Origin of the sequence: Methylobacterium guangdongense (assembly GCF_038442355.1) — a bacterium.
GTDB lineage: Bacteria > Pseudomonadota > Alphaproteobacteria > Rhizobiales > Beijerinckiaceae > Methylobacterium > Methylobacterium guangdongense.
Window position 1 is genome coordinate 85,631 of record NZ_JBBXMX010000009.1, and the last position, 24,826, is coordinate 110,456.

The 24,826-nt window shown below is 70.4% G+C and carries 27 protein-coding genes; 10 read left to right on the forward strand and 17 right to left on the reverse strand.

The features are described from left to right. Positions 1 to 50: 50 nt before the first annotated feature. Entirely contained in the window at positions 51 to 863 is an 813-nt protein-coding gene (gene thiD, locus AAHG09_RS18020) for a bifunctional hydroxymethylpyrimidine kinase/phosphomethylpyrimidine kinase (RefSeq protein ID WP_342108828.1), read from the reverse strand. Further along, positions 860 to 1,564, reverse strand: a complete 705-nt coding sequence (gene thiE, locus AAHG09_RS18025) for a thiamine phosphate synthase (RefSeq protein ID WP_342108829.1) — start codon at positions 1,562 to 1,564, stop codon at positions 860 to 862. Before thiE ends, thiD begins: the two co-directional genes overlap by 4 nt. A gap of 239 nt (positions 1,565 to 1,803) precedes the next feature. Here thiE and AAHG09_RS18030 point away from each other — a divergent pair, with 239 nt between their 5' ends. Beyond that, on the forward strand, positions 1,804 to 2,799 hold the full coding sequence (locus AAHG09_RS18030; protein WP_342108830.1) for an NUDIX hydrolase: 996 nt from the start codon (positions 1,804 to 1,806) through the stop codon (positions 2,797 to 2,799). A gap of 68 nt (positions 2,800 to 2,867) precedes the next feature. Here the strand turns inward: AAHG09_RS18030 and AAHG09_RS18035 are convergent, their stop codons facing one another. Further along, positions 2,868 to 3,104, reverse strand: coding sequence for a helix-turn-helix domain-containing protein (locus AAHG09_RS18035; RefSeq protein WP_342108831.1), 237 nt, complete (start codon positions 3,102 to 3,104; stop codon positions 2,868 to 2,870). 178 nt (positions 3,105 to 3,282) lie between these two features. Between AAHG09_RS18035 and AAHG09_RS18040 the strand changes: the two genes are divergently transcribed. Further along, the gene (locus AAHG09_RS18040; protein ID WP_342108832.1) at positions 3,283 to 3,843 is read left to right on the forward strand and encodes a sugar O-acetyltransferase; all 561 of its coding nucleotides are present in this window, start codon (positions 3,283 to 3,285) and stop codon (positions 3,841 to 3,843) included. An 8-nt stretch (positions 3,844 to 3,851) separates the two neighbouring features. Here AAHG09_RS18040 and panB read toward each other — a convergent pair whose 3' ends face one another. The 4 genes from panB to AAHG09_RS18060 all read right to left on the reverse strand — a co-directional run bounded on the left by panB (position 3,852) and on the right by AAHG09_RS18060 (position 7,363). Beyond that, positions 3,852 to 4,670, reverse strand: a complete 819-nt coding sequence (gene panB / locus AAHG09_RS18045) for a 3-methyl-2-oxobutanoate hydroxymethyltransferase (RefSeq protein ID WP_342108833.1) — start codon at positions 4,668 to 4,670, stop codon at positions 3,852 to 3,854. A gap of 254 nt (positions 4,671 to 4,924) precedes the next feature. Continuing rightward, positions 4,925 to 5,521, reverse strand: a complete 597-nt coding sequence (locus tag AAHG09_RS18050; RefSeq protein WP_342108834.1) for a rhodanese-like domain-containing protein — start codon at positions 5,519 to 5,521, stop codon at positions 4,925 to 4,927. Between the two features lie 3 nt (positions 5,522 to 5,524). Continuing rightward, on the reverse strand, positions 5,525 to 6,352 hold the full coding sequence (locus tag AAHG09_RS18055; RefSeq protein ID WP_342108835.1) for a quinoprotein dehydrogenase-associated SoxYZ-like carrier: 828 nt from the start codon (positions 6,350 to 6,352) through the stop codon (positions 5,525 to 5,527). Positions 6,353 to 6,394: 42 nt separating this feature from the next. Continuing rightward, positions 6,395 to 7,363 (reverse strand): quinoprotein relay system zinc metallohydrolase 2, encoded by a 969-nt coding sequence (locus AAHG09_RS18060; RefSeq protein ID WP_342108836.1) that lies wholly within the window; start codon positions 7,361 to 7,363, stop codon positions 6,395 to 6,397. Between the two features lie 127 nt (positions 7,364 to 7,490). On the opposite strand from AAHG09_RS18060, the gene AAHG09_RS18065 reads away from it, so the two are divergent. Then, positions 7,491 to 8,057: a TetR/AcrR family transcriptional regulator gene (locus AAHG09_RS18065; RefSeq protein WP_342108837.1), complete on the forward strand. Its 567-nt coding sequence runs from the start codon at positions 7,491 to 7,493 to the stop codon at positions 8,055 to 8,057. On the opposite strand, the gene queC is transcribed toward AAHG09_RS18065, so the two are convergent. The 4 genes from queC to AAHG09_RS18085 form a co-directional block, all read right to left on the reverse strand. Beyond that, the gene (queC, locus tag AAHG09_RS18070) at positions 8,044 to 8,757 is read right to left on the reverse strand and encodes a 7-cyano-7-deazaguanine synthase QueC (protein ID WP_342108838.1); all 714 of its coding nucleotides are present in this window, start codon (positions 8,755 to 8,757) and stop codon (positions 8,044 to 8,046) included. The two genes, AAHG09_RS18065 and queC, sit on opposite strands and share 14 nt — an antisense overlap. Further along, on the reverse strand, positions 8,747 to 9,103 hold the full coding sequence (gene queD / locus AAHG09_RS18075; RefSeq protein ID WP_342108839.1) for a 6-carboxytetrahydropterin synthase QueD: 357 nt from the start codon (positions 9,101 to 9,103) through the stop codon (positions 8,747 to 8,749). Before queD ends, queC begins: the two co-directional genes overlap by 11 nt. 136 nt (positions 9,104 to 9,239) lie before the next feature. After that, positions 9,240 to 10,205 (reverse strand): dihydrodipicolinate synthase family protein, encoded by a 966-nt coding sequence (locus AAHG09_RS18080; protein ID WP_342108840.1) that lies wholly within the window; start codon positions 10,203 to 10,205, stop codon positions 9,240 to 9,242. Positions 10,206 to 10,304: 99 nt separating this feature from the next. Beyond that, positions 10,305 to 10,994, reverse strand: coding sequence for a GntR family transcriptional regulator (locus AAHG09_RS18085; RefSeq protein WP_342108841.1), 690 nt, complete (start codon positions 10,992 to 10,994; stop codon positions 10,305 to 10,307). A 116-nt stretch (positions 10,995 to 11,110) separates the two neighbouring features. Between AAHG09_RS18085 and AAHG09_RS18090 the strand changes: the two genes are divergently transcribed. Beyond that, positions 11,111 to 12,703 (forward strand): ABC transporter substrate-binding protein, encoded by a 1,593-nt coding sequence (locus tag AAHG09_RS18090; protein ID WP_342108842.1) that lies wholly within the window; start codon positions 11,111 to 11,113, stop codon positions 12,701 to 12,703. Between the two features lie 178 nt (positions 12,704 to 12,881). Here the strand turns inward: AAHG09_RS18090 and cobT are convergent, their stop codons facing one another. Then, a complete protein-coding gene (gene cobT / locus AAHG09_RS18095) occupies positions 12,882 to 13,913 on the reverse strand; it encodes a nicotinate-nucleotide--dimethylbenzimidazole phosphoribosyltransferase (protein ID WP_342108843.1) in 1,032 nt (343 codons plus the stop codon). Positions 13,914 to 14,030: 117 nt separating this feature from the next. Between cobT and cobS the strand changes: the two genes are divergently transcribed. From cobS to AAHG09_RS18110, 3 genes are read left to right on the forward strand one after another with little or no spacing between them, the layout of a single operon-like run. Further along, positions 14,031 to 14,855 carry an adenosylcobinamide-GDP ribazoletransferase gene (cobS, locus tag AAHG09_RS18100; RefSeq protein ID WP_342108844.1) on the forward strand — a complete coding sequence of 275 codons (825 nt, stop codon included), beginning with the start codon at positions 14,031 to 14,033 and terminating at the stop codon, positions 14,853 to 14,855. A 54-nt stretch (positions 14,856 to 14,909) separates the two neighbouring features. After that, positions 14,910 to 15,122, forward strand: a complete 213-nt coding sequence (locus AAHG09_RS18105) for a DUF1289 domain-containing protein (protein ID WP_342108845.1) — start codon at positions 14,910 to 14,912, stop codon at positions 15,120 to 15,122. After that, a complete protein-coding gene (locus tag AAHG09_RS18110) occupies positions 15,119 to 15,811 on the forward strand; it encodes a retropepsin-like aspartic protease family protein (RefSeq protein WP_342108846.1) in 693 nt (230 codons plus the stop codon). The genes AAHG09_RS18105 and AAHG09_RS18110 overlap by 4 nt, the downstream gene beginning before the upstream one ends. A 10-nt stretch (positions 15,812 to 15,821) precedes the next feature. On the opposite strand, the gene dusA is transcribed toward AAHG09_RS18110, so the two are convergent. Then, positions 15,822 to 16,841 carry a tRNA dihydrouridine(20/20a) synthase DusA gene (dusA, locus tag AAHG09_RS18115; RefSeq protein ID WP_342108847.1) on the reverse strand — a complete coding sequence of 340 codons (1,020 nt, stop codon included), beginning with the start codon at positions 16,839 to 16,841 and terminating at the stop codon, positions 15,822 to 15,824. Between the two features lie 345 nt (positions 16,842 to 17,186). Between dusA and AAHG09_RS18120 the strand changes: the two genes are divergently transcribed. After that, positions 17,187 to 17,840 (forward strand): BA14K family protein, encoded by a 654-nt coding sequence (locus tag AAHG09_RS18120; RefSeq protein WP_342108848.1) that lies wholly within the window; start codon positions 17,187 to 17,189, stop codon positions 17,838 to 17,840. A gap of 242 nt (positions 17,841 to 18,082) precedes the next feature. On the opposite strand, the gene AAHG09_RS18125 is transcribed toward AAHG09_RS18120, so the two are convergent. Then, positions 18,083 to 18,448, reverse strand: coding sequence for a c-type cytochrome (locus AAHG09_RS18125; protein WP_342108849.1), 366 nt, complete (start codon positions 18,446 to 18,448; stop codon positions 18,083 to 18,085). Between the two features lie 654 nt (positions 18,449 to 19,102). Between AAHG09_RS18125 and AAHG09_RS18130 the strand changes: the two genes are divergently transcribed. Beyond that, positions 19,103 to 20,734, forward strand: coding sequence for a methyl-accepting chemotaxis protein (locus AAHG09_RS18130; protein WP_342108850.1), 1,632 nt, complete (start codon positions 19,103 to 19,105; stop codon positions 20,732 to 20,734). A 187-nt stretch (positions 20,735 to 20,921) separates the two neighbouring features. Here AAHG09_RS18130 and AAHG09_RS18135 read toward each other — a convergent pair whose 3' ends face one another. Further along, positions 20,922 to 21,797 carry an SDR family oxidoreductase gene (locus AAHG09_RS18135; protein ID WP_342108851.1) on the reverse strand — a complete coding sequence of 292 codons (876 nt, stop codon included), beginning with the start codon at positions 21,795 to 21,797 and terminating at the stop codon, positions 20,922 to 20,924. Between the two features lie 498 nt (positions 21,798 to 22,295). Between AAHG09_RS18135 and AAHG09_RS18140 the strand changes: the two genes are divergently transcribed. Beyond that, positions 22,296 to 22,508, forward strand: coding sequence for a hypothetical protein (locus AAHG09_RS18140; RefSeq protein WP_342108852.1), 213 nt, complete (start codon positions 22,296 to 22,298; stop codon positions 22,506 to 22,508). Positions 22,509 to 22,712: 204 nt separating this feature from the next. Here AAHG09_RS18140 and AAHG09_RS18145 read toward each other — a convergent pair whose 3' ends face one another. Together AAHG09_RS18145 and AAHG09_RS18150 are read right to left on the reverse strand one after the other, a co-directional pair. Further along, the gene (locus tag AAHG09_RS18145; protein ID WP_342108853.1) at positions 22,713 to 23,516 is read right to left on the reverse strand and encodes an outer membrane protein; all 804 of its coding nucleotides are present in this window, start codon (positions 23,514 to 23,516) and stop codon (positions 22,713 to 22,715) included. Positions 23,517 to 23,974: 458 nt separating this feature from the next. Further along, a complete protein-coding gene (locus tag AAHG09_RS18150) occupies positions 23,975 to 24,664 on the reverse strand; it encodes an urease accessory protein UreE (protein ID WP_342108956.1) in 690 nt (229 codons plus the stop codon). Positions 24,665 to 24,826: the final 162 nt, after the last annotated feature.

A 24,826-nucleotide genomic window follows, 5' to 3' on the forward strand; every position in this document is an offset into this window, starting at 1 on the left:
GCAATCGTCATCCGGTTGCAAGGCGGCGGACAGCGCTTCGGCGCGCCGATCTACCCCCAAAGGCCGTGGAAATGATGGACCGGCCCATGCCCGGCGCCGATCGTAAGGTCATCCGCGGCACCGAGGGCCGCCGTGAGATAGGTCTTGGCCTCCGCCACCGCCGCCGGCACCGTCAGGCCGCGGGCCAGACCGGCCGCGATGGCGGACGAGAGGGTGCAGCCGGTGCCGTGGGTGTTGGCGGTGGCGATCCGCGGCGCGACCAGGGTGCGCAGGGTCCCGTCCGCCGTGACCAGATGGTCGATGCTCTCGCGGCCGGTCCCGTGCCCGCCCTTGATCAGCACCGCCCGGGCGCCGAGCGCGACGAGCCGCCGCGCCTGGGCGGCGGCCATGGCCGGATCCTCGGCGACGGATTCGCCGAGCAGCACCGCCGCCTCCGGCAGGTTGGGGGTGATCAGGTCGGCCCGCGCCAGCAGCCGGTCCCTGAGAATCGCCACGGCGTCGTCGGCGATCAGCCGGTCGCCGCTGGTGGCGACCATCACGGGGTCGAGGACGACGGGGATTGTTTGGGCATGGCGCGCCAGCCCCTCGGCCACGGCTACGATCACCTCGGCCCGCGACAGCATGCCGATCTTCACCGCCGTCACAGCGAGATCGGAGAAGACGCTGTCGATCTGCCGGGCGACGAAATCCGCCGGCACGTCGTGGATGCCCTGGACGCCCCGCGTATTCTGCGCGGTGAGCGCCGTGATCACGCTGGCGCCGTAGACGCCGAGCGCCGAGAACGTCTTGAGATCGGCCTGGATGCCGGCGCCGCCGCCGGAATCCGAGCCCGCGATGGTGACGGCGATCGGGGTCGCGCTCATCGGGCTCGCTCCGCCAGGGCGGCGTCGATCCGCGCCCGCAGATCCCGGGCGCGCTGGCGCACCGGTTCCGCGCCGAACAGGGCGGTGATCACCGCCACACCGTCCGCCCCCGCGGCGACCACGGCGGCGGCGTTGTCAAGCCCGATCCCCGCGATGGCGCCGAGCGGCAGGCCCGCGCCCCGGGCGAGCCGCGCCCGGAAGGCGATGCTGGCGAACCCGTCGAGGCCGACCGGCGGGTCGGGATTGTCCTTGCTGGTGGTGGCGAACACGCCGCCGATGCAGGCATAGTCCACCGGCAAACGGTACAGCTCGTCGGCCTGGGCGGTGTTCTTCACGGTGAGGCCGATGATCGCCTCCGGCCCCAGGAGCCGGCGGGCATCGGCCGGGTGGAGGTCGCCCTGGCCGAGATGCACGCCCTCCGCCCCCGCCGCGAGGGCGAGGTCGACCCGGTCGTTGACCAGCACCGGCACCCGTCCGCCGACCGCCTCCCGGATCGCCCGGATCCGCGCCAGGGCGGCGCGGGCGTCGGGGATGTCCTTCTCGCGGTACTGCAGCAGGGTGCAGCCCCCCGCGACCGCCTCGGCGCCGAGCCGCGCCAGCCGGTCGCCGTCACCGCCGCACACGCCGACATCGAGCAGGCCGTAGAGCCGCAGATCGACCGCCGGTCCCCCGGTCGGTGCGGCGTTCGCGCTGGCTGGCATCGCTCTCGCTCGGGCTCCATCCTGGCCATTCGGAGGGCCCCTGTTTGGTCAGGCGCCGCCGCCTTGGCAAGCACTCATGATGTTGCGCCCTCGGGTCCTGCCGCCGCCCGAGCGTCATACGGCGGCGTTGACGCGCGGCGGTCCTGCCCCCCTATAGGCGGGATCCGCGGGCGGACGCCGGGGCGTGCGGAAACGATTGGCCCCAAAGCGCATTCGACAGGCGAGGTGGTCGAGGGACAATGGACGGTGCCGCGGTGCAGACGGGTGCGCGCGGGGCGCAGGCCCTGCCGGAGCGCTCCTCCGTGGGCCTCGTCGCGGTGATCGTCGCCGCGACCAGGGGGGAGCCGCGCGCCCTGACGATCCGCGTGCCCGATCAGGCGCCGGGCCGCGGCGACGGCCTGCCGGCCGGGCCGCTCGTCCCCGAGCACGCCACCCTGGAGCGCGGCCTGCGCGCCTGGGTGGAACGGCAGACGCACCAGCGCCTCGGCTACGTGGAGCAGCTCTACACCTTCGGCGATCGCGACCGCTCGGGTGCCGCCGCGCAATCGGGGGTGCACTCGCTCTCGGTGGCCTATCTGGCACTGGTGCGCGAGGAGCGGCCGGCCGGCCTCGCCGAGGCCGCGTGGCAGAACTGGTACCGCTACCTGCCCTACGAGGATTTCCGCCAGGGCCGCCCGCGCCAGCTCGACGCGATCGAGGCGCGGCTCGCCGCTTGGGCGGCCGAGCCCGCGGATTGCGCCGCCCGGACCCGCCGCCTCGACCGGCTGGGCCTGACCTTCGGCATGAACGGCGGCACCTGGAACGAGGAGCGCGTGCTGGAGCGCTACGAGTTGCTGTTCGAGGCCGGGTTGATCCCGGAGGCCGGCGGCAATGCCGGGCCGGCGCTGCCGAACGACCCGGCCGGCGTGCCGATGGCGTTCGACCACCGGCGGGTGCTCGCCACGGCGATCGGCCGGCTGCGGGGCAAGATCAAGTACCGCCCGGTGGTGTTCGAGCTGATGCCGCCGGAATTCACCCTGCTCCAGCTCCAGCGCACCGTGGAAGCGCTCTCGGGGACGCAACTGCACAAACAGAATTTCCGCCGGCTCGTGGCCCAGCAAGGGCTGGTGGAGGAGACCGAGAGCGTCACCAGCGGCGCCGCCGGGCGGCCGGCGCGGCTGGTGCGGTTCCGCCGGGAGGTGCTGCTGGAGCGCCCGGCCCCGGGCTTGCGGCTGCCGTCGCGGCGGGTGGGGTGACTGGGACGTCCGGTCGACGCTTATCCGTCAGGCGACAGCCTTCGCCACGATGTCGGGATGCCGCCCGATCACCCGCACGTGGCGATGGCGAAATCCGGCGCGGTGGTCCGTGCCTGCTCCCAATCGCGCAGCGTGCCGATCGGAACACGGAACCGGCTGGCGAACTCGCTCTGCGACAGGCCGAGCCCGGTCCGCGTCCTGCGGATCAAGCGGGCGCGCTGGCCGCGGTCCAGCGCCTCGGCCGTCGCGTCGAAATCCGCGGCATCGGCCGGGTCAGCCGGCAGCGCGATAGGCTCGCTCGTCACCCGTGTTGCTCCTTCTCACCGAGGTGAAACGGGGCTGGTCCGCGCGCCAGCAGAATTTCCGTATGATCATCAACGGTCGCTCTCAACGCCACGGCTAGGGGCATGGCCTTCGACAGGCCGAGGTCATCATCCGGGCGCAGGATCGCGCCCTGGTGCCCGGCACCGCAGGAGAACCCGCATGACAGCCAAAACCGAAAAGCAAAAAATGCTGGCCGGTGAGCCCTATCGGCCGGGCGACCCGGAACTCGCCGCCGATGCGCGGCGCGCCCGCGCCTGGATGGTCCGCTACAACGCCACCCTGGCCGCCTCCCCGGACGAGCGGCGCGTCCTCCTGCGCGAGCTCCTCGGCCATGTGGGCGCGGACGCGGTGATCCGGCCGCCATTCTTCTGCGATTACGGGCAGCACATCTCGGTCGGCGACGGGGTGTTCCTCAACTTCAACTGCGTGATCCTCGACGTCGCCCCCGTGTCGATCGGCGCCCTCACCCAGGTCGGCCCCGGCGTGCAGTTCCTGACCGCCGACCATCCGCGCAATCCGGAGCTGCGGCGGGCGGGCGTCGAATCCGGCCGGCCGATCACCGTGGGGGCGAATGTCTGGATCGGCGGCGGCGCGCTGATCCTGCCCGGCGTCACGGTGGGTGACGATGCCATCATCGGCGCGGGCGCGGTCGTCACCCGCGACGTGCCGGCGGGCGCGACATTCGTCGGCAACCCGGCCCGGCCGCTGCCGCGGGGCTGAGGGCGGCCCTATCCGTAGGTGTGGTCGTCCGCCGGGAAGCGCCCGGCCCGGACCTCGTCCGCGTAGGCCTTCACGGCCTCCTCGATATGGCTGCGCAGGCTGCCGAACTGGCGCACGAACTTCGGCGTGCGCTCGGACAGGCCGAGCATGTCCTCCAGGACCAGGATCTGCCCGTCGCAGACCGCCGAGGCGCCGATGCCGATCGTGGCCGCCGTCACTCGGGGCGAAGTCGCGATCGCCCGGGCCACCGGCTCGACGATGCCCTCCAGCACGATCGCGAAGGCCCCAGCGTCGGAGATTGCCCGGGCATCCTCCAGCAGGCGGCGCTCGTCGTCGGGGGCGCGGCCCTGCACCTTGAACCCGCCCATCGTGTTCACCGCCTGCGGGGTGAGCCCGATATGGCCCATCACCGGCACGCCGCGCTGGACGAGGAACGCCACCGTCTCGGCAAAATGCGCCCCGCCCTCCATCTTGATCGCGCCGGCGCCGCTCTCCTTCAGCACCCGGGCGGCGTTGAGGAAGGCCTGCTCCTTGCTCGCCTCGTAGGAGCCGAACGGCATGTCGACCACGACGAGCGCCTTGGACGTCCCGCGGATCACCGCCTGGGCCTGGAGGATCATCATCTCCAGGGTGACGGGAATCGTCGATTCCATCCCGTGCATCACCATGCCGAGGGAATCGCCCACGAGGATGAAGTCGCAATAGGGATCGACGATGCCGGCGGTGTGGGCGTGGTAGGCGGTGAGCGCGATGATCTTGCGCCCCTCGGCCTTGCGCTTGCCGATATCGATCGCCCGGAGCCGGCGCGACTGCACGACCTGCGACATGGTTCAGATCCCTCTATCGGCGCCGCCTCTCTCCCTCCCCCCTCTGCGGGGGAGGGTGGCCCCCGAAGGGGGTCGGGAGAGGGGAGCAACGGTGCAGAAGAGGGCTGCGCCCGTCATCCAGGCACCACCCTTTTCTGAACCCGGGTTCCCCTCTCCCGACCCCTGCCGACGCAGGGGCCACCCTCCCCCGCAGAGGGGGGAGGGAGGGCGCGCCGGTGGCCTGCGATTCCTCTTACACCGTCGGGCGCCGCGGGTCAGCGCCCCGCCTGCGGTTCGCCCGCCGCTTTCCAGGCGGGGTCGACGCGCAGATTCGCCGTCTCGTGCTTGTCCTGCCAGCCCTCGACGCCCTCGGGGAACCAGCGGATGCCGGTATAACCCTTCCGCACCAGCCGCTTGGCGGCGTTCCAGCTGCCCCAGCACTCGACGTGGCAGAACACCACCACGGGCTTGGCCCTGTCGCCCCCGGTCAGCTCGGCGACGCGATCGTAGAACACGGCCTCGCGCTCCGGCGCCAGCGGCTCGGCCCCGGCCTCCGGCATCCAGACCGCGCCGGGGATCGAGGGATGCACCGGCAGCCAGAGGCGCCCCGCCGGAAAGTTCGACGGCTTGCGGTCGGGGGCCGCCACGTCGATCAGCACCGGCTTGTCCGGCCCCGCCATCAGGGCGGCGACCGACGCGGCGTCCACCACCGCGGCCCCCTTCAGGGTCTGCGGCGTGTAGCCATGCGGCGCCCCCGCGTAGAGCCCCTCCGGCTCGGGCACGTTGACGGGGGAATCTGCCGGGGCCGCGGCGAGGCAGACGAGGGCGGCCAGCGCCGCCGCGATCCGACCGATCATGCGTCCCTGACCCATCGCTCAGTTCGTCGGGCTCGGCGGGGTGAAGCTGTGCTGCCAGTGGCCGCCCTGGTTGTCGGAGGCCGCCACCTGGATCGGCTTGCCGTCCGGCTTGAACGCGAAGTTGATCACCGGATTGGACGAGATCGAGATGTCGCCCGTCAGGGTGAAGATCTTCTGGTCGCCGGCCGAGACGGTCAGCTTGTCGATGTAGCGCGCCGGCGTGTAATCGCGGGTGACTTGGTTCATCTGCATGCCGGAGAAGTTCGGGTGGCGGACCATCAGCGTCGCCTCCACGGGCTTGCCGGCGCCCGTCTCGGCGAACTTCATGCGCATGTCGCCCATGCCCTTCATCGCCTCCTCGTCGCTCATGCCCATCGGGGCCGAGCAGCCGCCCGACGCCTTCACGAACTGCTTGGCCTCGTAGAGCTTGCCGTCCTGCGTCTCCACCACGGCGTGCATGTCGGTGTAGTTGTTGACCCGCACGCGCAGCTTCAGCTCCGCCGGGTCGGCGGCCGGGCCGAACTCGAACTTGGCCGCGTAGGGCGCCGGGTTGTCGTCGATGATCAGCGAGACCGCCTTGATCTGCCCGTCATTGGGCATGGTCAGGGTGATCGGCACCAGGGCGGCGTCGAGCGCGCGCGCCGGGGCGTCGATCTTCACGAGGCTGTCGGTCTGCGCGATCTGGCGGTCGCCGAAGATCGACTTGGCGATTTCCTGCCAGCGGGCGGCCCGCTCCTGGTCGGTGTCTGAGGCGCCCGCGGCCCAGGCCACGGGGGTGAGCGCCGTCGTCGCCACGGCGAGGCCGAGGGCGAGGCTGGAGAGTGTCTGTCCGATCCTGAACATCATGGCGTGCCTCCCGATGATTGCGAATATGGGGACGTCAAAAACTTATTCCCACTCGAGTTCCTGATAGGCCACGGTGACGTTGCGGCCATTGTAGGTGTCGAACAGGGCCCACTTGTCCCGCTGATCCCGGGCGACGGTGTCGACCGCCTTCTCGATCGGGACGTCCTTGGCGATCGCCGCGCGGGTGCCGTCGCGCAAAGCCGTCAGGTAGCCGGTGAGATCGGCGAGCGCCGGGGCGAGGTCCACCGATACCGGCCCGTGGCCCGGCACGGCGCGGCTGGGGCCCATGGCCTTCAGGCGCTCGGCCTCCTTGAGCCAGCCCTTCAGGCTGCCGTCGAGGGACGGAATCCGGTTCACGAACAGCAGGTCGGCGGGAAACAGCAGGCCGCTGCCGGACTCGATCATCGACAGGTCCGAGGTGGTGTGGGCCGGTCCGTGCGCCGTGAAGGTCAGGCGGCGGTCGCCGAGATCGACCTCGGCCGTGTCGGCGACCGTCAGGGTCGGGTAGACCACCGGTCCGGTCTGTTCCGCGCCGAGCAGGTCGATCAGGCGCTTGCGGTAGAACTCGCCCCGGGCGGCGAGCGCCTCGGTGAGCTTGGCGTGGCCGATGAAGACCGGCTTGTCCTCCACGAAGGCGCCGGCCCCGAAGGCGTGGTCCGGATGGACGTGGCTCAGGACCACGTGGGTGATCGGCTTCGCCGTGCGCTTGACGATCTCGCCGCGCAGCCACCGGCCGTCGGCCAAGCTGCCGCCGGATTCCGTCACCAGCACGCCGTTCTTGCCGATGATGAAGCCGATATTGGCGATGGCGTCGGCGTTCTCGGGCGTGGCGTCGGCGATCAGGCCCTTGCGCATGAAGATGCCGGGGCCGACCTCCTCCATCGTGAAGGATTCGGCGGCGCGGCCGAGGGTCGGCAGGCAGCACAGGCACAGGCCCCCGAACAGGGCGCTGCGCCGCGACAGCACGCGGCCTCCTGGAAACGCCCTCGGATGGACGGCGGAAGCCGTCATGCCGAATCCTCCTGTTCTTCTTGTCTACCATTAGGTAGGTAGATTTCTCGCCCGTCAAGTGGCACACAGGACGCGGGATGGGCGAAGGCCGCACGTTCGCGTGAGCCGTGCCCCGGACGAGGCCACCATGAGGGACACCCGCGCCGAGCTGCTGATCCAGGCCGAGACCCTGGTCCGGGGGCGTGGCTATGCCGGCTTCAGCTACGCCGATCTCGCGGCGGCGGTGGGCATCCGCAAGGCCAGCATCCACCACCATTTCCCCAGCAAGGTGGATCTCGGCGCCGCCCTGGTGGCGGCCTACGCGGCCCGCTACGCCGCCGCCCTGGAGACGATCCGCTCGGACGTCGCGGACGGGCCGGGGCGGATCGAGGCCTATGGCCGGCTCTATCTCGGCGGCGTCGAGCAGGGGCTCGGTTGCCTCTGCGCGGCGCTGGCCATCGAGGGCGAGGCGCTGCCCGAGCGCCTGCGCCGGGACATCGCGGCCTTCTTCGCGGATCATCTCGCGTGGCTGGAAGCGACCCTGCGCGCGGGCCAGGGGGATGGCAGCGTCCGCGCCGGGACGGATCCGGCGGCGCTCGCCCGCTACGTCATCGCCACCCTGGAGGGGGCCCTGCTGATGGAGCGTCTGTTCGCGAGCCCGGACGCCTTCCGCGGGACGCTGGCGGTGCTGGTCGACGGGCTCAGGCCGCGCTGAACCGCGCGAACCCGTCCGCCCGCAGGCGGCAGGCCGGGCAGGTGCCGCAGCCGTAGCCCCAGGCATGGCGCTGCCCGCGCTCGCCGAGGTAGCAGGTGTGGCTCTCCTCGACGATCAGGTCGACCAGCGCCCGGCCGCCGAGCGTCTCGGCCAGTTCCCAGGTCTGCGCCTTGTCGAGCCACATCAGGGGCGTGTGCAGCACGAAGCGGCGCTCCATGCCGAGATTCAGCGCCACCTGGAGCGCCTTGATGGTGTCGTCGCGGCAATCGGGATAGCCGGAATAGTCGGTCTCGCACATGCCGCCGACCACGTGGCGGATCCCGCGCCGGTAGGCGAGCGCCGCCGCGAAGGTCAGGAACACGATGTTGCGGCCGGGCACGAAGGTGTTGGGCAGGCCGGACGCCTCGTAGCCGATCGCGGCCTCGCGGGTCAGCGCCGTCTCGGACACCTGCCCCAGGGCGTCGAGGGCGAGGGTGTGGTCGTCGCCGAGCCGGGGCGCCCAGGCGGGATTGATGCGGGTCGTGCCCGCCCGCAGGGCCGCGCGCCGGTCGAGCTCGACCCGGTGGCGCTGGCCGTAATCGAAGCCCAGGGTCTCGACATGGTCGAACCGGTCGAGGGCCCAGGCGAGGCAGGTCGCCGAATCCTGCCCGCCGGAGAACAGAACCAGGGCCGACCGATCGCCGGCTGTCTCAGTCGCCATCGTAGTCCGCCCACGACATCGGGGTCTCGGCCACCCGCACGCGGGCGAGCCCCGGCAGGTCCGGCCGCAGGCGATGCCAGATCCAGGCCGCGATGTTCTCGGCGGTCGGGTTCTCCAGCCCTTCGATCTCGTTGAGGCAATGGTGGTCGAGCCGGGCGAGCAGCGGGCCGAAGATGCTCTCGATGTCGTAGAAGTCGATCACCCAGCCGGTCTGCGAATCGACCGGCCCGGCGACCGTCAGCTCGACCCGGTAGGAATGCCCGTGCATCCGGTGGCAGCGGTGGGTCTCGGGCACGTTCGGCAGCCGGTGGGCCGCCTCGAAGGTGAAGGCCTGGGTGATCTTCATGAGCGGGGTTCGCGGGCTGAGGAGGATCGCGTACCCGCCATAACGCCGACGGGCCGTTCCACGCAAAGGCGCGCGGCGCCGGCCCGTGTCGCAGACCCCGCGCCTGCCAGGCGAGGCGGGCTGCCGGATCGACCGGTCAGGCCCGGCCTGTGTACTGGGCGCACGCCTCCGACCATTGCGCGTACCACGCCTTGAAGATCCGCAGCTGCGTCTCCGCGTAGTGGCGCTGTCCGGGGCTCAACGCGTCGGAGGCGTTGAAGTGCAGTTCGTATTCCGGGTTCCCCTCCAGAACCATCAGATACTTGTAGTAGAGGACGAGGTCGGTCCCCTCGTCGAAGCTCGACAGGATTGCGAGCGCCGCATCGAGTTCCAGCGCCCGCCGCCGGGCCAGGACGTCGCCGGTGGCCGCCGTCTCGCACAGGGACACGAGGTGCAGCACCTCCCGCGGCAGAACGTTGCCGATGCCCGTGATGGCACCCCGGGCGCCGCAATTGACGTAGCCGTGCACCACCTGGGTATCCACGCCCACCATCAGGGTGATGTCGGGCGACTGGCCGGTGATGTGCTCGGCCGCGTAGGTGAGCGACCGGGCGCCGCCGAATTCCTTGAAGCCGACGAGGTGCGGGTAGCGGGCGCGCAGGCTGAAGAACAGCTCCGCCCGGGTCTCGAAGCCGTAATAGGGGCTGTTGTAGATCACCGAGGGCAGGTCCACCGCCGCCTCCAGGATGCCGGCGAAATGGGCCTCCTGCGCCGCCGCGGAGCTGCCCCGCGACAGGACCCGCGGGATGATCATCAATCCTTGCGCGCCCGCCGCCTTGGCGTGGGCGGCGAGCGCCGCCGCCCGCTTCGGGTTCTGCGCACCGGTCCCGACGATGACCGGGACGCCTTCCGCGAGCAGCCGCTCGACGCCTTCCATCCGCTCCTCGTCGGTCAGGAGCGGCCAGTCGCCCATCGAGCCGCAATAGACGACCGCCGACATCCCGGCGGCGACGAGCTCCTTCCCCTTCCGGGCCAGCGCCTCGAAATCCGGCGCCCGATCCGGTCCGCAGGGCGTCATGAGGGCCGGAATCGTGCCGGAGAAGATCTGTCGGTCGGAGGCCATCGGCTTTTCGTCCGGTCGGAAGAGGGATCGGGGCCGCGGCAGGGGCGCGCCGGACGGCGGGACTCTCCATGGCAGTCCCAGACGATTCGGGCAAGAATTTTATACAATCATCTGCGGCGGGGCGGGCATCCGGGTCTCGCCGGACGACTCGCCGAGAAAGGCCATCAGCGCGGTGGCGACGTGGCCGATATGGTCGACCAGCAGGGCGCAGGCCGCCGAGACGTGACCGTTCCGGCAGAGCCGGACCATCTCCCGGTGCTCGCGGTCGGCCCGCTCCAGTTCCGCCGCATCCGTCGAGAGCTGCAGGCGGGTGTAGCGGTCGCATTCCGCCAGCAGGGAGCCGACGAGGCCGAGGGCGCGGGGGCGGTTCGCCCGGCTGTACAGGAGGAGGTGCAACTCCGTGTTGAGCGTCCCCCAGCGTGCCGTGGCGCCCTCATGCAGGGCCGCCGCATAATCGTCCAAGAGCCTGTCCGCGCGCTCGAAATCCGCCTCGGTCAGCAGCGGCGCGGACAGCGCCAGAAGGCGTGGCTCCAGGGCGCCGCGGAGTTCCAGGGCCTCGGCCGCATCGGCGGGCGAGAGCGGCGCCACCATCGCGCCCCGATGCGGATGGATCCGCACCAAGCCCTCGGCTTCGAGCTGGAACAGGGCCTCCCGGACGGGGATCCGGCTGGCGCCGAACTCCGCGGCCAGCCCGTCCTGGCGCAATTGCGATCCGGCCGGATAGCGCCCGTCGAGGATGCGCCGCCGAATCTCGGACCCGATCGAACCCGCCATGGTCCGGTTCTTCATCGTCTCGCTCCTCGTCCGGCTCGGGCCTCGCAGGGCCCTTGACGGCGGGCCTGAGGCTTGAAATTGTATAAAATAACCTGGGCTTCGAGGCCCGATCACGAGAGGGGTCGACTGCGATGACGCTCCACCGCCGCCAGCTTCTGGCGGGCACCGCCTCGGCGCTCGCCGCCGGCCTCGGCCGCCCGTCCCGCGCCCGGGCCCAGTCCGGCGGCAGCGTGCTGCGCTTCATTCCGTCGACGCCCCTGCCCTCCCTCGATCCGATCGTCGCCACGAGCTACGTCATCCGCAACCATGGCTATCTCGTCTACGACACGTTGTTCGCCACCGACGAGAACTTCCGGATCCAGCCGCAGATGGTCAGCGACTGGCAGACCGCGCCCGACGGCCTGCGCTGGACCTTCCATCTCCGCGACGGCCTCAGCTTCCACGACGGCTCGCCGGTCGAGGCGAAGGACTGCATCGCCTCCATCGCACGGTGGGCGAAGCGCGATGCCTTCGGCCAGACCCTGGCGGGCTTCGTGGAGGGGTACGGCCAGGAGGATGCGCGGACCTTCACGATCGCGTTGAAAAAGCCGTTCCCCCTGCTGCCGGCGGCTTTGGGCAAGCTGTCCTCCAACGTGCCCTTCGTCATGCCGGAGCGCATCGCGCTTCAGGACGCCTCCAAGCCGATCGCTGACGCCACGGGCTCCGGACCCTGGCGCTTCGAGGCGCGGGAATGGATCCCGGGCCAGAACGCGATCTACACCCGCCACGCCGCCTACCGGCCCCGCGAGGAGGCGCCCTCCTGGGCGGCCGGCGGCAAGGTCGCCAAGGTCGACCGGATCGAGTGGCTCGCCATCACCGAGGCCTCGGCGGCGGTCGGCGCGATGATCCAGGGGGCGGTCGACTGGTACGAACAGCCGCCGATCGACCTGATCCCCGTCCTCAAGGACAAGCCGGGCATCGAGATCCGCAACGTTCCGCTCGGGCTGATCCTGCTGATGCGGTTCAACCACACGCAGCCGCCGTTCAACAACCCGGAGATCCGCCGGGCCGTGATGATGGCCATGAAGCAGGACGACTACATGCAGGCGGTGGTCGGCAGCCCGGACTATTACCGGGAGGCCAAGACCTTCTTCACGCCGGGCTCGCCGATGTCGACCGGTGCGGGCGGGGCCGCCGCCATGCAGGAGGATCTCGGCAAGGCCAAGGCGATGCTGGCCAAGGCCGGCTACAAGGGCGAGAAGGTCGTGCTGCTGGCCCCGGCCGACCAGCCGATCGCCTACAACCAGTCGCTGGTGACCCAGGATCTGCTGAAGCAGCTCGGGATGAACGTCGATCTGGTCTCCACCGACTGGGGCAGCTTCATCGCCCGCCGCGGCAATCGTGGGCCGGTGGATGCCGGGGGCTGGTCGGTCTTCCACACGCTCTGGTCGGGGGCCGACGTGCTGAACCCGGCCCTGCACCCGCTGATCCGGGCCAACGGCTCGGCCGCCTGGTTCGGCTGGCCGGACGATCCGACCCTGGAGAGCCTGCGCAGCGACTGGATCGCGACCGGAGACGAGACGCGCCAGAAGGCGCTGGCCGCGCAGATCGAGGAGCGGGCCTTCACGGTCGTACCCTACGCCCCGGCCGGTCTGGTGCAGCAGCCGATGGCCATCAGCACGAAGCTCAAGGGCATGGTCATGGCGCCCGTGCAGTTCTTCTGGAACATCGAGAAGACCGCCTGATCGGGGATTCCAAAGGGACCAAGTCCCTTTGGTGGGGTGTCGGGGTGAAACCCCGGCAAACAGGTCTCCGGCCCCTTTCGGGGCTGAAGACCTGTTTTGCAGGGCTCTGCCCTGCACCCGCCAAAGGACTCGTCCTTTGGAATCCGGGACTTCCCGGACGCGGCGACGGCTCGGCGGATCAACCGGTGGGCGCCGCCTGCTTCCCGGACACCCCCGCCTGCGCGAAGGTCGCCATGCCGGTGTGGCAGGCGAGGGCTCCCTTGAGCAGGCCCATCGCCATGCCGGCACCGGACGCCTCGCCGAGCCGCATGCCGAGCGCCAGCAGCGGCACGAGGCCGAGCCGCTCCAGCACCTCCGCGTGAACGCCCTCCGCCGAGACGTGGCCGGCGAGGCAATGGTCGAGGGCGCTGGGGTCGGCGGCGTGCAGCACGGCGGCGGCGGCGGTCGCCACGTAGCCGTCGATCACCACCGGGATGCGCTGCAGCCGGGCCGCCAGGATCGCCCCCGCCATGGCGGCGATCTCCCGGCCGCCGAGGCGGGCCAGTACCTGCAGAGGATCGTCGAGATGGCTGGCATGGTGGGCGAGCGCCGCCTCCACGGCCGCGACCTTCCGGCTCAAGCCCTCCCGATCGACGCCGGTGCCGTGGCCGACCCAGTGGGCCGGGTCGCCGCCGAACAGGGCGGCGTAGAGGGCCGCCGCCACGGTGGTGTTGCCGATGCCCATCTCGCCGATGCCCAGGCAATCGGTGCCGGCCGCCACCGCCTCCATGCCGAACGCCATGGTGGCGACCGTTGCGCGCTCGTCGAGGGCGGACGCTTCCGTGATGTCGCCGGTCGGCATGTCGAGGGCGAGGTCGAACACCTTGAAGCCGAGTCCGTAGGCCGCGCAGATCTGGTTGATCGCCGCGCCCCCGGCCGCGAAATTGTCGAGCATCTGCCGGTTGACCGCGTCCGGGAAGGCCGAGACGCCCCGGCGCGTCACCCCGTGGCTGCCGGCGAAGACGCAGACCAGCGGCCGGTCGAAACTCGGCGGCGCCTTGCCCTGCCAGGCCGCGAGCCAGGACACGAGGTGCTCCAGCCGCCCGAGGGAGCCTGCGGGCTTGGTCAGGGTCGCGTCCCGGGCCGCGACGGCCTCCTGGGCCTCCTGGTCGGGGCCGGGCATGGCCTTGAGCAGGTTGCGGATGTCGTCGAACGGGCCTGGATCGGGCATGGGCCGATGATTTCCTGTGGGTGCCCGCGGACGGGGAGACGGAGTCGGAGCGGGCCGCGTATACTGGATGGGCGCGCCCTGTACGAGCATGGCGGCGGGCGGATGCGGGAGACCGCGATGGACAGGCAGACCGGCGGAGAGGCCGACTGGCCCGGGCGCGGCGCCCTCTACGACCTCGCCGGGTGCCTGCGTTTCTACTCCCGCCTGCCGGTGCCGCAACTGCCCGGCGAGCCGGACCCGCATCGCAGCCCCGACTTCACCACCCTCCCCCGGATGCTGCCCCTGGCCGGCCTCGTGCTCGCCCTGCCGGCCGCCCTGGTGCTGGCGGCGGCGTGGTGGATCGGGCTCGGGCCGTTCCTGGCCGCGACGCTGGCGGTCGCGACCCTGGTGGTGGCGACCGGGGCGCTGCACGAGGACGGACTCGCCGACGTGGCCGACGGCTTCGGCGGCGGCACCACCCGGGAGCGCCGCTTCGAGATCATGCGCGACAGCCGGATCGGCGCCTATGGCGGGGCGGCCCTGGTCCTGTCGCTGGCGCTTCGCATCGGCGCCCTGGCGACGCTGCTGGACCGGACCGGCACCGCCGCCGTCACTGCCCTGATCCTGAGCGCCGCCCTGTCGCGGGTCGCCGCCCTGGCCCCGATGGTACTGCTTGAGCCGGCGCGGCCGGGTGGCCTTTCCGCCTCGGTCGGGCGCCCGAGCCGGGCGAGCCTCGCCACCGCCGGCGGACTCGGTCTGGCGCTGGCGATGGCCGCGTGTCTCCTCGATCTGCCGCTCGGCGGCGTCGCGCTGATGATCTTGTGCGCGGGCCTCGCAGCCTGGGGCCTGACCCGGCTGGCGCAGGACAAAATCGGCGGCCAGACCGGAGACGTGATCGGCGCCTGCCAGCAGGTGGCGGAGATCGCCGCCCTGGTGGCCCTGGTGGCTGCGGCGGCAGATTAGCCCATCAGGGGAAAGGTCATCACCCGGCCACGATCCGTCCGCCAAGGTTTCTCGATGCCGCCCGCGCCAAAACCCTCCTCGCCCTGCACCAAGGTCTGCGTGCTCGACGCCGCGACCGGCCTGTGCTGCGGCTGCGGCCGGACCCGCGACGAGATCGCCGCCTGGGGCGGGCTGTCGGAGGTCGAGCGCCGGACCATCATGGCCGGGCTGGAGGCTCGGATGCGCGCGGCGCACCTGATCCCGCCCGGGGGGGCATTGCCGTCATGATCTACCTCGGGCTCGCCGCGATCGCGCTGGTCCTCGTCGCCCTCGTGCTCAGCGACGGCAGCGACAGCGTCGGTGGCATGCTCGGGCCCGATCAGCTGGCAAGCCTCGCCTGGACCGGGACGATCCTGATCCTGGTGGTGGCCGGGTTCTGGCGGCAGTTCACGGCGCAGCTCGGCGCGAACCTGCGGGCGCTGCTCGCCTGGGCGCTCATCGGCCTCGCCCTCGTGATCGGCTACACCGAGCGCGACCGGATCCAGGGCGTGAGTTCCCAGGTGCTCGGCGCGGTGCGGCCCGGAACCGCGACCACGCGCGCCGACGGCGCCGTCACGATCGTCCGGCGGGCCGACGGCGACTTCCGGGTCGACGCCGAGATCAACGGCCGCGCGCAGCCGTTCCTGTTCGACACCGGCGCGAGCAGCGTCGTCCTGACCGCAGAGAACGCCGCCGCCCTCGGGCTGACCCCCGCGGCTTCCGAGTTCACGGCCCGCGTCTCCACCGCCAACGGCATCACCTACGCGGCGCCGATCCAGCTCGACTCCCTCGGCGTCGGCACGATCACCGAGCGGCGGGTGAACGCCATGGTGGCCAAGCCCGGGGCGCTCACCGCCAATCTCCTCGGCCAGACCTTCCTGACGCGCCTCTCGGGCTACGAGGTCCGCGGCGACCGCCTGATCCTGAGCCCTCCGTAAGACCCCTCGCTCAGGCGGCCTGCGCCTCGGGCGCCGCCCGGGCGACGAGCGCCACGGCCTCCCGCAGGGTCTCGAGTCCGGCCTCGGGCCGCATGCCGTGCGTCGAGAGGTGGCGCCGATAGGCGCGGGCGCCGGGCCGGCCGTTGAACAATCCGAGCATGTGCCGGGTCACCGCATGGAGGCGCTCGCCCTGGGCGAGGACCGCGGCCACGTAGGGCTCGAACGCTTCGACCGCCGCGAACGCGTCGGCTGCCGGCGCGGGCACGCCGAACACATCGGGATCGACGCCGAGCAGCAGTGCCGGCTCGGTATAGGCGGCGCGGCCGACCATGACGCCGTCGACCTCGGCGAGGCGCGCCTGCACGGCGTCGAGGTCGCGCAGGCCGCCATTGACCGCGATCGGCAGGCCGGGCAACCGCTGCTTCAACCGCGCGGCCCGGCCGTAATCGAGGGGCGGCACGTCGCGGTTCTCCTTGGGCGAGAGCCCCTGAAGCCAGGCCTTGCGGGCATGGACGATCAGCCCATCCACGCCCGCGGCCACCAGGGCGTCGGCCAGGGCGTCGAGGGCCACCTCGGGATCCTGATCGTCGACGCCGATCCGGCATTTCACCGTCACCGGCACGGCGACCGCCGCCTTCATGGCGGCGAGGCACGCGGCGACCAGGGCCGGCTCGCGCATCAGGCAGGCGCCGAAGCGGCCCTCCTGCACCCGGTCGGACGGGCAGCCGACGTTGAGATTCACCTCGTCGTAGCCGAAATCCACGGCGATCCGCGCCGCCTGCGCCAGATCCGCCGGGTCCGAGCCGCCGAGCTGGACGGCGACCGGATGCTCCACCGCCGAGAAGCCGAGCAGGCGCTCGCGCGGCCCATGCAGCACGGCGCCGGTCGTCACCATCTCGGTGTACAGGCGTGCACGGGCGGAGAGCGTCCGATGGAAGGCACGACAGTGCCGGTCCGTCCAGTCCATCATCGGCGCAACGCTAAAGCGCCATCCGCTGAGATTCTTGGGTTCTTCCGGTCCGCCAGTCACTTGCCGTCGCTTCCGTGCTGTACCACCGCGGGCGGCGCGATGGGGATCATCGTCGCGCGCGCGGGAGTACGAGACGACGGGGTATCACGCACAAATCGTCGTCGAAAGGGACGGCCTGGTTCACTGCGGGACCCAGACCCCGGACAGACGGGCGATGATCAGGCTGTGCGCAAGACTGGCTTTCGCTCCTTACCTCGCGCCAGTTGAACGTCACAACGGTCTGAGACCGCCAAGGTTTCAGTTGTAGTGCGTTACGACGGCACACCCGCCGATGACAGTGGGATCACGGGGGTTCTCCCGGTGTTGTACCATCCAGAGATCAGCTCTCAAGCATCGGTGAGTCAGATGAACCGGACCGTTTTGACATCCCTAACCCTTGTCGGCGCACTGGCCTTGCTCCCGGCAACGGCCGATGCACGCGGCTTCGGCGGGGGCTTCCACGGAGGTGGGTTCCATGGGGGCGGCTTCCACGGCGGGGGCTTCCGTGGGGGGGCCGTCAGCGGCAATGCCCTCGCCGGCGGGGGCTTCCGGCCCGGCGCCGTCGGTATCGGTGTGCGCGGAACGGGATTTCGGGGCGGCGCGATCGGCGGGAATGCCTTGGCGGGCGGCGGCTTCGCCGGGCGCGGCTTCGGCGTCGGCAATCGCGGCTTCCGCGGTGCCGGCTTCGTTGGCAATCGCGGCTTCGCCGGGCGTGGCTTTCACCAGGGTCGGCGCTTTGGCTATGGCGGACTCGGATTGGGCGTGGGTTTAGGACTCGCCGGCGCGGGCCTCGGCTACGGATACGGCGCTTTCGATAACGGCTACTACGGGACAGACTTCGGACCCGCCGGGTACGGTTACGGCTACGCGCCGGCCGGCTACGGGGCGGATCTGGGAACCGAGACGGATGTCGTGCCGACGAACGACAGCGTCGGCTACTGCGTCCAGCGCTTCCGGTCCTATGATCCGCGCACGGGGACCTACCTGGGCAATGATGGTCGGCGTCATCACTGCCCGTAAACGATTCCGCGACGGGAAGCCCTGAGCAGAAGGCCCCGCAGCCGCGATGCTGCGGGGCCTTCCGACTGCGCGCCCGAACTGGCGAACACCCACGCCAATACGCCGGGCCCGTTTCCTAGGCGCGCCAAGCAGGGTTTGCGGGCCGATGATCCGCCCTGCCCCGATGGGCTTACGGGGCGGGGGAGCGTCGGATCTCACCAACGATGCGCTGCGCTGATACGCGGCTCAGGGCGGCTCAGGCGCTAGGACTGCGTCTTCAGGTAGGCGATCACGTCGTTGATCTTCTTGTCGTCCGAGTAGCCCTGGAAGATCATCTTGTTGCCCGGCACCTTCGCCTTCGGGTTCTTCAGCCACTCGTGCAGGTTGGCCTCATCCCAGGTGATGCCGGAATTCTTCAGCGCCGCCGAGTAGTTGTAGCCCTCGTAGGTGCCGGCCTTGCGGCCCACGACGCCCTTCAGGTCGGGGCCGACGCCGTTCTTCTGGAAGTTGTGGCACGCCTTGCAGGGCGCGAACGCCTTCTCGCCCGCGGCTGCGTCTCCAGCCTCCTGGGCCTGCGTCGAGAACGGAATCAGGGCCGCGACAATGACACCAAAAACGAACGACCGCACAGTATTCCTCCCGAATTTCAGCGTTCTATGCCGGATGACTCCGAAAACGCGGCATAGTGGGTGGTTAGACGTTGGGGCCTTCGACTTAATCCGGATCGCTTCAGTGTGGTCGGGCCTTCCGGTTCGCGGTGCGGACGAAAAAGCCCCGCACGGCGGCGGCCGGCGGGGCTAAGGTGGTTGCGTTCACGGATGATGGACGCGCCAGCAGCCCGTTTAATCCAGGGCGGGTGACTCTTTCGGGAGAGCCGCCGGCTGGCCGGCGCCAGCGCTCAAGCTGCTCTGCAGGCTGCCAGCGCCCATCCCGTGGATCATCCGTTTCACGTCGTGGACCATGGGGTCGTAGAGACCGATTTGCATGGGCCAGGAAATCGATTGACCCGTTGACCGGTATTCAGCCTGCGCAAAGGTGGAATTGGTGCTCTTGCATCTGGCAGATCGACTGTCCGCCCTGTCGAGTCGTATTCTGAGAATTCCGACATGTGACATTCATCTTCTGATATTCTAGATTTTTCTAGAAAAATAAGATCTGCTTCCCTGCGGCGGGCTCCTCTGCAAGGGCATTTGTAGGTCAACAAAATGTTCGTGGTCGATTATTTCAAGTCCATGTTCGTCATGACGATCGGGAAGGGAATATTTTATATTCTTTCCGGGTGCATGCTGATCTTCACCGTCATCATCGGTCTGCAGCTGCTGTCCGTGGAGCAGATGATGCTGGATGGCCGCAAGACGGCGATCCGCTATCAGGTCGAGGCTGCGCGCGGCATCGTCGCCGCCATGGCCAAGCAGGCCGAGGCCGGGACGATCTCCAGCGACGAGGCCAAGCGCAGGGCGGGCGACGCGCTGCGGGCGATGCGCTTCAACGGTCAGGATTACGTCTTCGTCTACAGCGCCGCGCCGGGCAATCTCGGGCGCAACGTGGTGCATCCGGATCCCAAGATCGAGGGCACCAAGTCCCGCGACGACGCCGCGACGATGCAGACGTTCGTGGGCGCGATGATCACGCGCGCCCGCGAGGGCGGTGGGTTCACCGCGTACCGTTGGCCCCATCCCGGGCAGACCGAGCCCGCGCCGAAGATCTCCTACTCGCTCGCCTTCGAGCCCTGGCAATGGACCATCAACACCGCGCTCTTCGTGGACGACGTCGAGGCCGCGGAGCGGGCGCGGCTGATCGAGACGCTGCTGTGGCTGGTTCCGCTCTACCTCGTGGTCGTGGTGGCCGGAATCCTGCTGGTGCGGAGCATCACCAAGCCCTTGTCCGCGTTCACCAATGCGCTGCGCCGGCTTGCGGCGGGCGAGATGGGCGTCACCATCCCGGGCCTTCGTCGGCGCGACGAGATCGGCTCCATGGCCCAGGCCGCCGGGATCTTCCGGGACAGCATGATCCAGGCGCAGACGCTGTCGGCGGAGCAGCGCGCCGAGCAGGCCAGGCGCGAGGCGCGCGGCCTCTATATCGAGGATCTGGCCCGTGGCTTCGATCACAGCGCCAGCACGCTTCTGGAGGAGGTCGATACGGCGGCGACCGGCATGCGGCAGGCCTGTCAGGCCATGTCGCAGACCGCCGTCGAGACCGCCACCGAGGCCGGCTCGGCGGCGCAATCGGTTCGGCAGGCTTCGGCCAATGTGCAGACCGTGGCGTCCGCCACCGAGGAGCTGACGGCCTCGATCGCCGAGATCGGCGGCCAGGCGATCCGGTCCGCGGAGATCGCCGCTCAGGCGGTGGCGGAGGCCGGGCGCACCGATCAGCAGATCCAGGGGCTCGCCACCACGGCCGAGCGGATCGGGGAAGTCGTGCGGATCATCTCGATGATCGCCGGGCAGACCAACCTGCTGGCCCTGAACGCCACGATCGAGGCGGCCCGCGCCGGGGCGGCGGGCCGGGGCTTCGCGGTCGTGGCCGCGGAGGTGAAGGCCCTGGCCGATCAGACCGCCAAGGCCACCGATGAGATCACCGCGCAGATCGGCGCCATCCAGCACGAGACCGCGGTGGCGGTCGGGGCAGTCCAGTCGATCGGTCAGACCGTCGGTGCGATGAACGCGATCGCATCCGCCATCGCGGCCGCGGTGGAACAGCAGCGGGCGGCCACGGGCGACATCTCCCGCAACATCGAGGAGGCGTCCCGCGGGACAGACGCGGTGAGCGGCACCGTGGCCTCGGCTGCCGCTGCGGCGGCCGAGACGCGGCGCGTGGCCCAGGAGGTCGGCGTGGCGGCCGGCGGCGTGGGCCGGAGCGCGGAGGCTCTGCGTGCCGCGGTGGTCCGCTTCCTCGCCGACATGCGCGCCGCCTGAGAGGCGCCGGTTCCCGATCCAACGACCCGTTCGACGCGGAATCGTGGGTTCCCAAAGGGCAAGCCCTTTGGCGGGTTCTCAGGGCAGCGCCCTGAGAGCGGGCGAAGCCCGGCACCGGACGAAGTCCGGCACCAGGGCTCTGCCCCGGACCCGCGAAAGGTCGACCTTTCGAAACCCTGACGGGCGCTCAGAGCACCGGCATCGCTCCCGCCACCGTGACGAGCGCCCCCGACGTGTAGCTGCTCTCGTCCGAGGCCAGCATCACGTAGGCCGAGGCGAGCTCGGCCGGCTGGCCGGGGCGGCCAAACGGCACTTGGCTGCCGAACGACGTCACCGCGTCCTGGCTCATTCCGGCCGGGATGAACGGGGTCCAGATCGGCCCGGGCAGAACGCCGTTCACGCGCACCCCCTTTTCGGCCAGCAGCTGCGCGAGGCTCAGCACCATGTTGCTCAGGGCGCCCTTGGTGGCGCTGTAGGCCATGAGCGTGGGCATCGGGTGCTTCGAGTTCACCGAGGAGGTGAAGATCACCGAGGCGCCCGGCTTCAGGTGCGGGAGTGCTGCCTTGGTCACGTAGAACGGACCGAACACGTTCGTGCGGAAGTGATCCTCGAAGATGGTGTCTTCGATGGCGTCGAGGTCCCGGTTCGGCTGCTGGAAGGCGCCGTTGTTGACCAGGACATCGAGGCGCCCGAACGCCTCCACGGTGCGGGCGACGATCGCGCGCCCGTAGGCGGGGTCCTTCAGGTCGCCGGGCAGAAGCAGGGCGCGCCGGCCCGCCTTCTCGATCCACTGGCCGACCGCTTCGGCATCCGCCTGCTCGTCCGGCAGGTAGGAGATCGCGACGTCCGCCCCCTCGCGGGCGAACGCGATGGCGACGGCGCGGCCGATGCCGCTGTCGCCGCCGGTGATCAGCGCCGCCCGCCCGGTGAGCTTCCCGGAGCCCGCATAGCTCGCCTCGCCATGGTCGGGCTCCGGCTCCATCCGGCCGGTCTTGCCGGGGAAACTCTGCGGCTGCGCCGGGAAGGGCGGGCGGGGATACTTGTGCAGCGGATCCGTGGTCACGGGTCGTCTCCGGTTGGAATGCCGGTCCAACAACGGGAGCTCCGGGGTGTTCCGGGCCGCGTCGCCGTGCCCGCCTCGGCGGATCGCGGGTCCGGTGCTGCACCGGGGATGGAGATCGGGCCGGGCTCGAGGCCGACACAGCTCAGCAACAGGGGCGCATCAGTCTCGGAGACGAGGAGGCGCCACGATGATTGAATTCCAGCCGGATGATCGGGCCGCCCGCATGATCGACCGGGTCCTGCTCTGCGCCGCGATGCTCTCGCTCACCTTCGGGGTGGCCACCGGCCTCTGGGGCCTGCTGCAATGAGGCCGCCGCAGAGCGCGGTCGCGGGCCGTGACCGGTGATCCGGATCGGCCGCGCGGGGCGGCGCGGATCCGACGGGATCGCCGGTGTGCTGATTGGTGCGGGGCTCGCGCTGCTCGCGCTGGCGCTCCTGTTCGCGGGCTTTCCGTGACCGGCCGCCTCGGACCATGGCCCGGCGCGGGCGATCGGTCGTGATGCTGAACCGCGCCCTGGTGGTGGTCGCGCTGCTCGCGGTCGCTGCCTTCCTGATCTATCTGGCGGGCCTTGCCCGCGATGCGCTGTCGCCGAACGAGACTTACGCGGCCAGTATCGGGTTGACGCTCGACCAGTGCGTCTCGGCGCAGGACGGCCTCGCGCCCGATGAGGCGCGCGCCTATTGCCGGCGTCCCGTGCCGAAGCGCCTGTGAGGCTGCGGCGGCCCGAGTCCATGGACGCTTAACGTCCCGGGCGCGGGGCCCCGGGACGATCCACCAGATCGACCCTGGCAGCTCAGGCCAGGGCTGCGGCCGGGTCGCCGTACGGCGCCGGGACGGTCTCCGCTCCGGCGGGCGGTGGCTCGGAGCCGGGCCCAATCACCGGGCGATCGGGCACGGCTCCAAACCGTCTTCGACCTAGCTGCCGAACTTGTAGTTCAGCCCCACGCGGCCCAGCACGCCCTCGTTCTGGAAGCGCGTGACGTAGGCGCCCTGGCCGCGGCCGACCGCCGGCAGCAGCAGGGTGCTGCGGCCGAGATTGTAATATAGCGCCTCGGCCTTCACCGTCACGGCGTTGGAATGGAAGACGTTCAGGAACGAGTCGGTCGGCAGGGCGTACTCGACGCCACCGCCAGCCGCGTAGCCGGTATCGACGCGCGCGCGGCTTCCGAAGAAGACGGCATCGCCCTGCGGCGCCTGGAACGCGGCCTGATCCCTGACGGACGCATAGGCGAAGCCGCCGGTCCCGTAGACCAGGACGCGGTCGAAGGCGTAGCCGACGCGGCCGCGCACGGTGCCGAGGAAGTCGCCCGACTGCCGATAGGCGCTGATGCCGCCCTGCTGGCCGACGACGCGGCGGGTGCGGTTCAGATCGGTGTAGTTCGCGTTGATCTCGGCGCCGACCACGAAGCCGGAGCCCGGGGTGAACTGGTAGTTGTAGCCGAGCTGCCCGCCGCCGGTGAAACCATCCTGCGGCAGGGGCAGGGCCCCGGGGCGGTTCCCAGTCCGGACGCCGGTGTTGCCCGGGAAGACGCCCGCGGTCCGCACCGTGTCCTGGGTGGTCGTGATGTAGCCGGCGTTGATGCCGAAATACGCGCCCGTCCAGGTGAAGATCGGTACCGGGATCGGCGCGGGCGGGAGCGCGCGGCGGGGCAGATCGGCGGCCGAAGCCGCAACCGTCAAGCTCGCGAATGCCGCCGCAGAGAGGATAGCCTTAATCATGTGGACCGTTCCAGGGATGAGAACCTGGAACGGATGTAACAATGGGCCGGCTTCGACGCTGTGATTGAGCGGCAACAGTTTAGGTCAGAGCATATTGAACAAATATCTGCCAAGCACAAGAATGTATTGGCTCTATATCGCGATTAAATCTCGGTTTCTGCTTGCATTTCGAGGCATACGACCTGGCTTCAAAGAAAGGACGATTTCGAAATACGGCCTCGTTTTCGCAGGGGGGGCGAGCGGACGCCGAGCCCCACGGGCCACCCGAGACGCGAACGGCGCCCGATCGGGCGCCGTTCCGCATGCTGGATGTCCCTGCTTCGGCGCTACGCACCGCGTCGACCTGCTGTACGTCCCTTGGGAGCGCTCCCCGTTGAAGCCGATCCGGCTCGGCCAAGACCGCAGGTCACGACACAGGCTTAGGGGCGCGACCGGACCCGTTGCACGCGGGTACGGCCCTAATGACCGTGGCCGCAGCCCGGGCCATGCACGTGACCGTGGTCATGGCCGTGGTCATGGCCGTGATCGTGGTCGTGCGTGTGAGCGTGGTGATCGTGGCCATGATCGTGATCATGCCCATGACCGTGGTCGTGGGCTCCGTGGTCGTGGGCTCCGTGGTCGTGGGCTCCGTGGTCATGATCGTGATGCGCGTGTCCATGATCGTGGCCATGGTGATCGTGACCGTGGCCATGGCCGTGATCATGCCCGCAGGTGCTGTGATCGTGGGCCGTGCGCTCGGGCCGGAAGGGCCGCGAGACCGGGTTCGCGAGACAGCCCTGACCGCGCACCAGCTCGGCCGTGGCGGCGCTCGCCGGAACGAGGAGCCCGTCCGCGGCGATCTCGGCGGGCACGTGGCTGCTCCCGAGCTGCCAGGCGAGGCGCATCAGCCGGGCGGGGTTCTCGGCGCGCACCTCGAACAGGTCCTGCGCGGCGGCCCGCACCGCGACGAGCCGGCCATCGTCGAGGCGCAGCGCGTCGCCGTCGTCCAGGGGGGCGGCCTTGGTGAGCGCCACCGTGAATCCGAGCCCGCCCTCGGCCACCAGCGTCTCGGGCAGCGCGGACCGGCCTTCATGGTCGAGGCTCACCGTATCGGCGACGCGGTCGGCGCGCACCGCGGCCCGGCGGACGATCGTGGTGGCTTTCGGCATGGGCGTCGGCATGAGATCGGACCCTCGGACATGGCGCCGCAGCGCCCGGTTGGGGCGCCGCCGCAGGAGGCGAGGCATAGGGCGAGACGGGAACCGGGTGCAACTCCAGTCATGCCCGGATGGAACCTTAGCCGTAGGGTCGCTATTGCATCACTGCTAAGC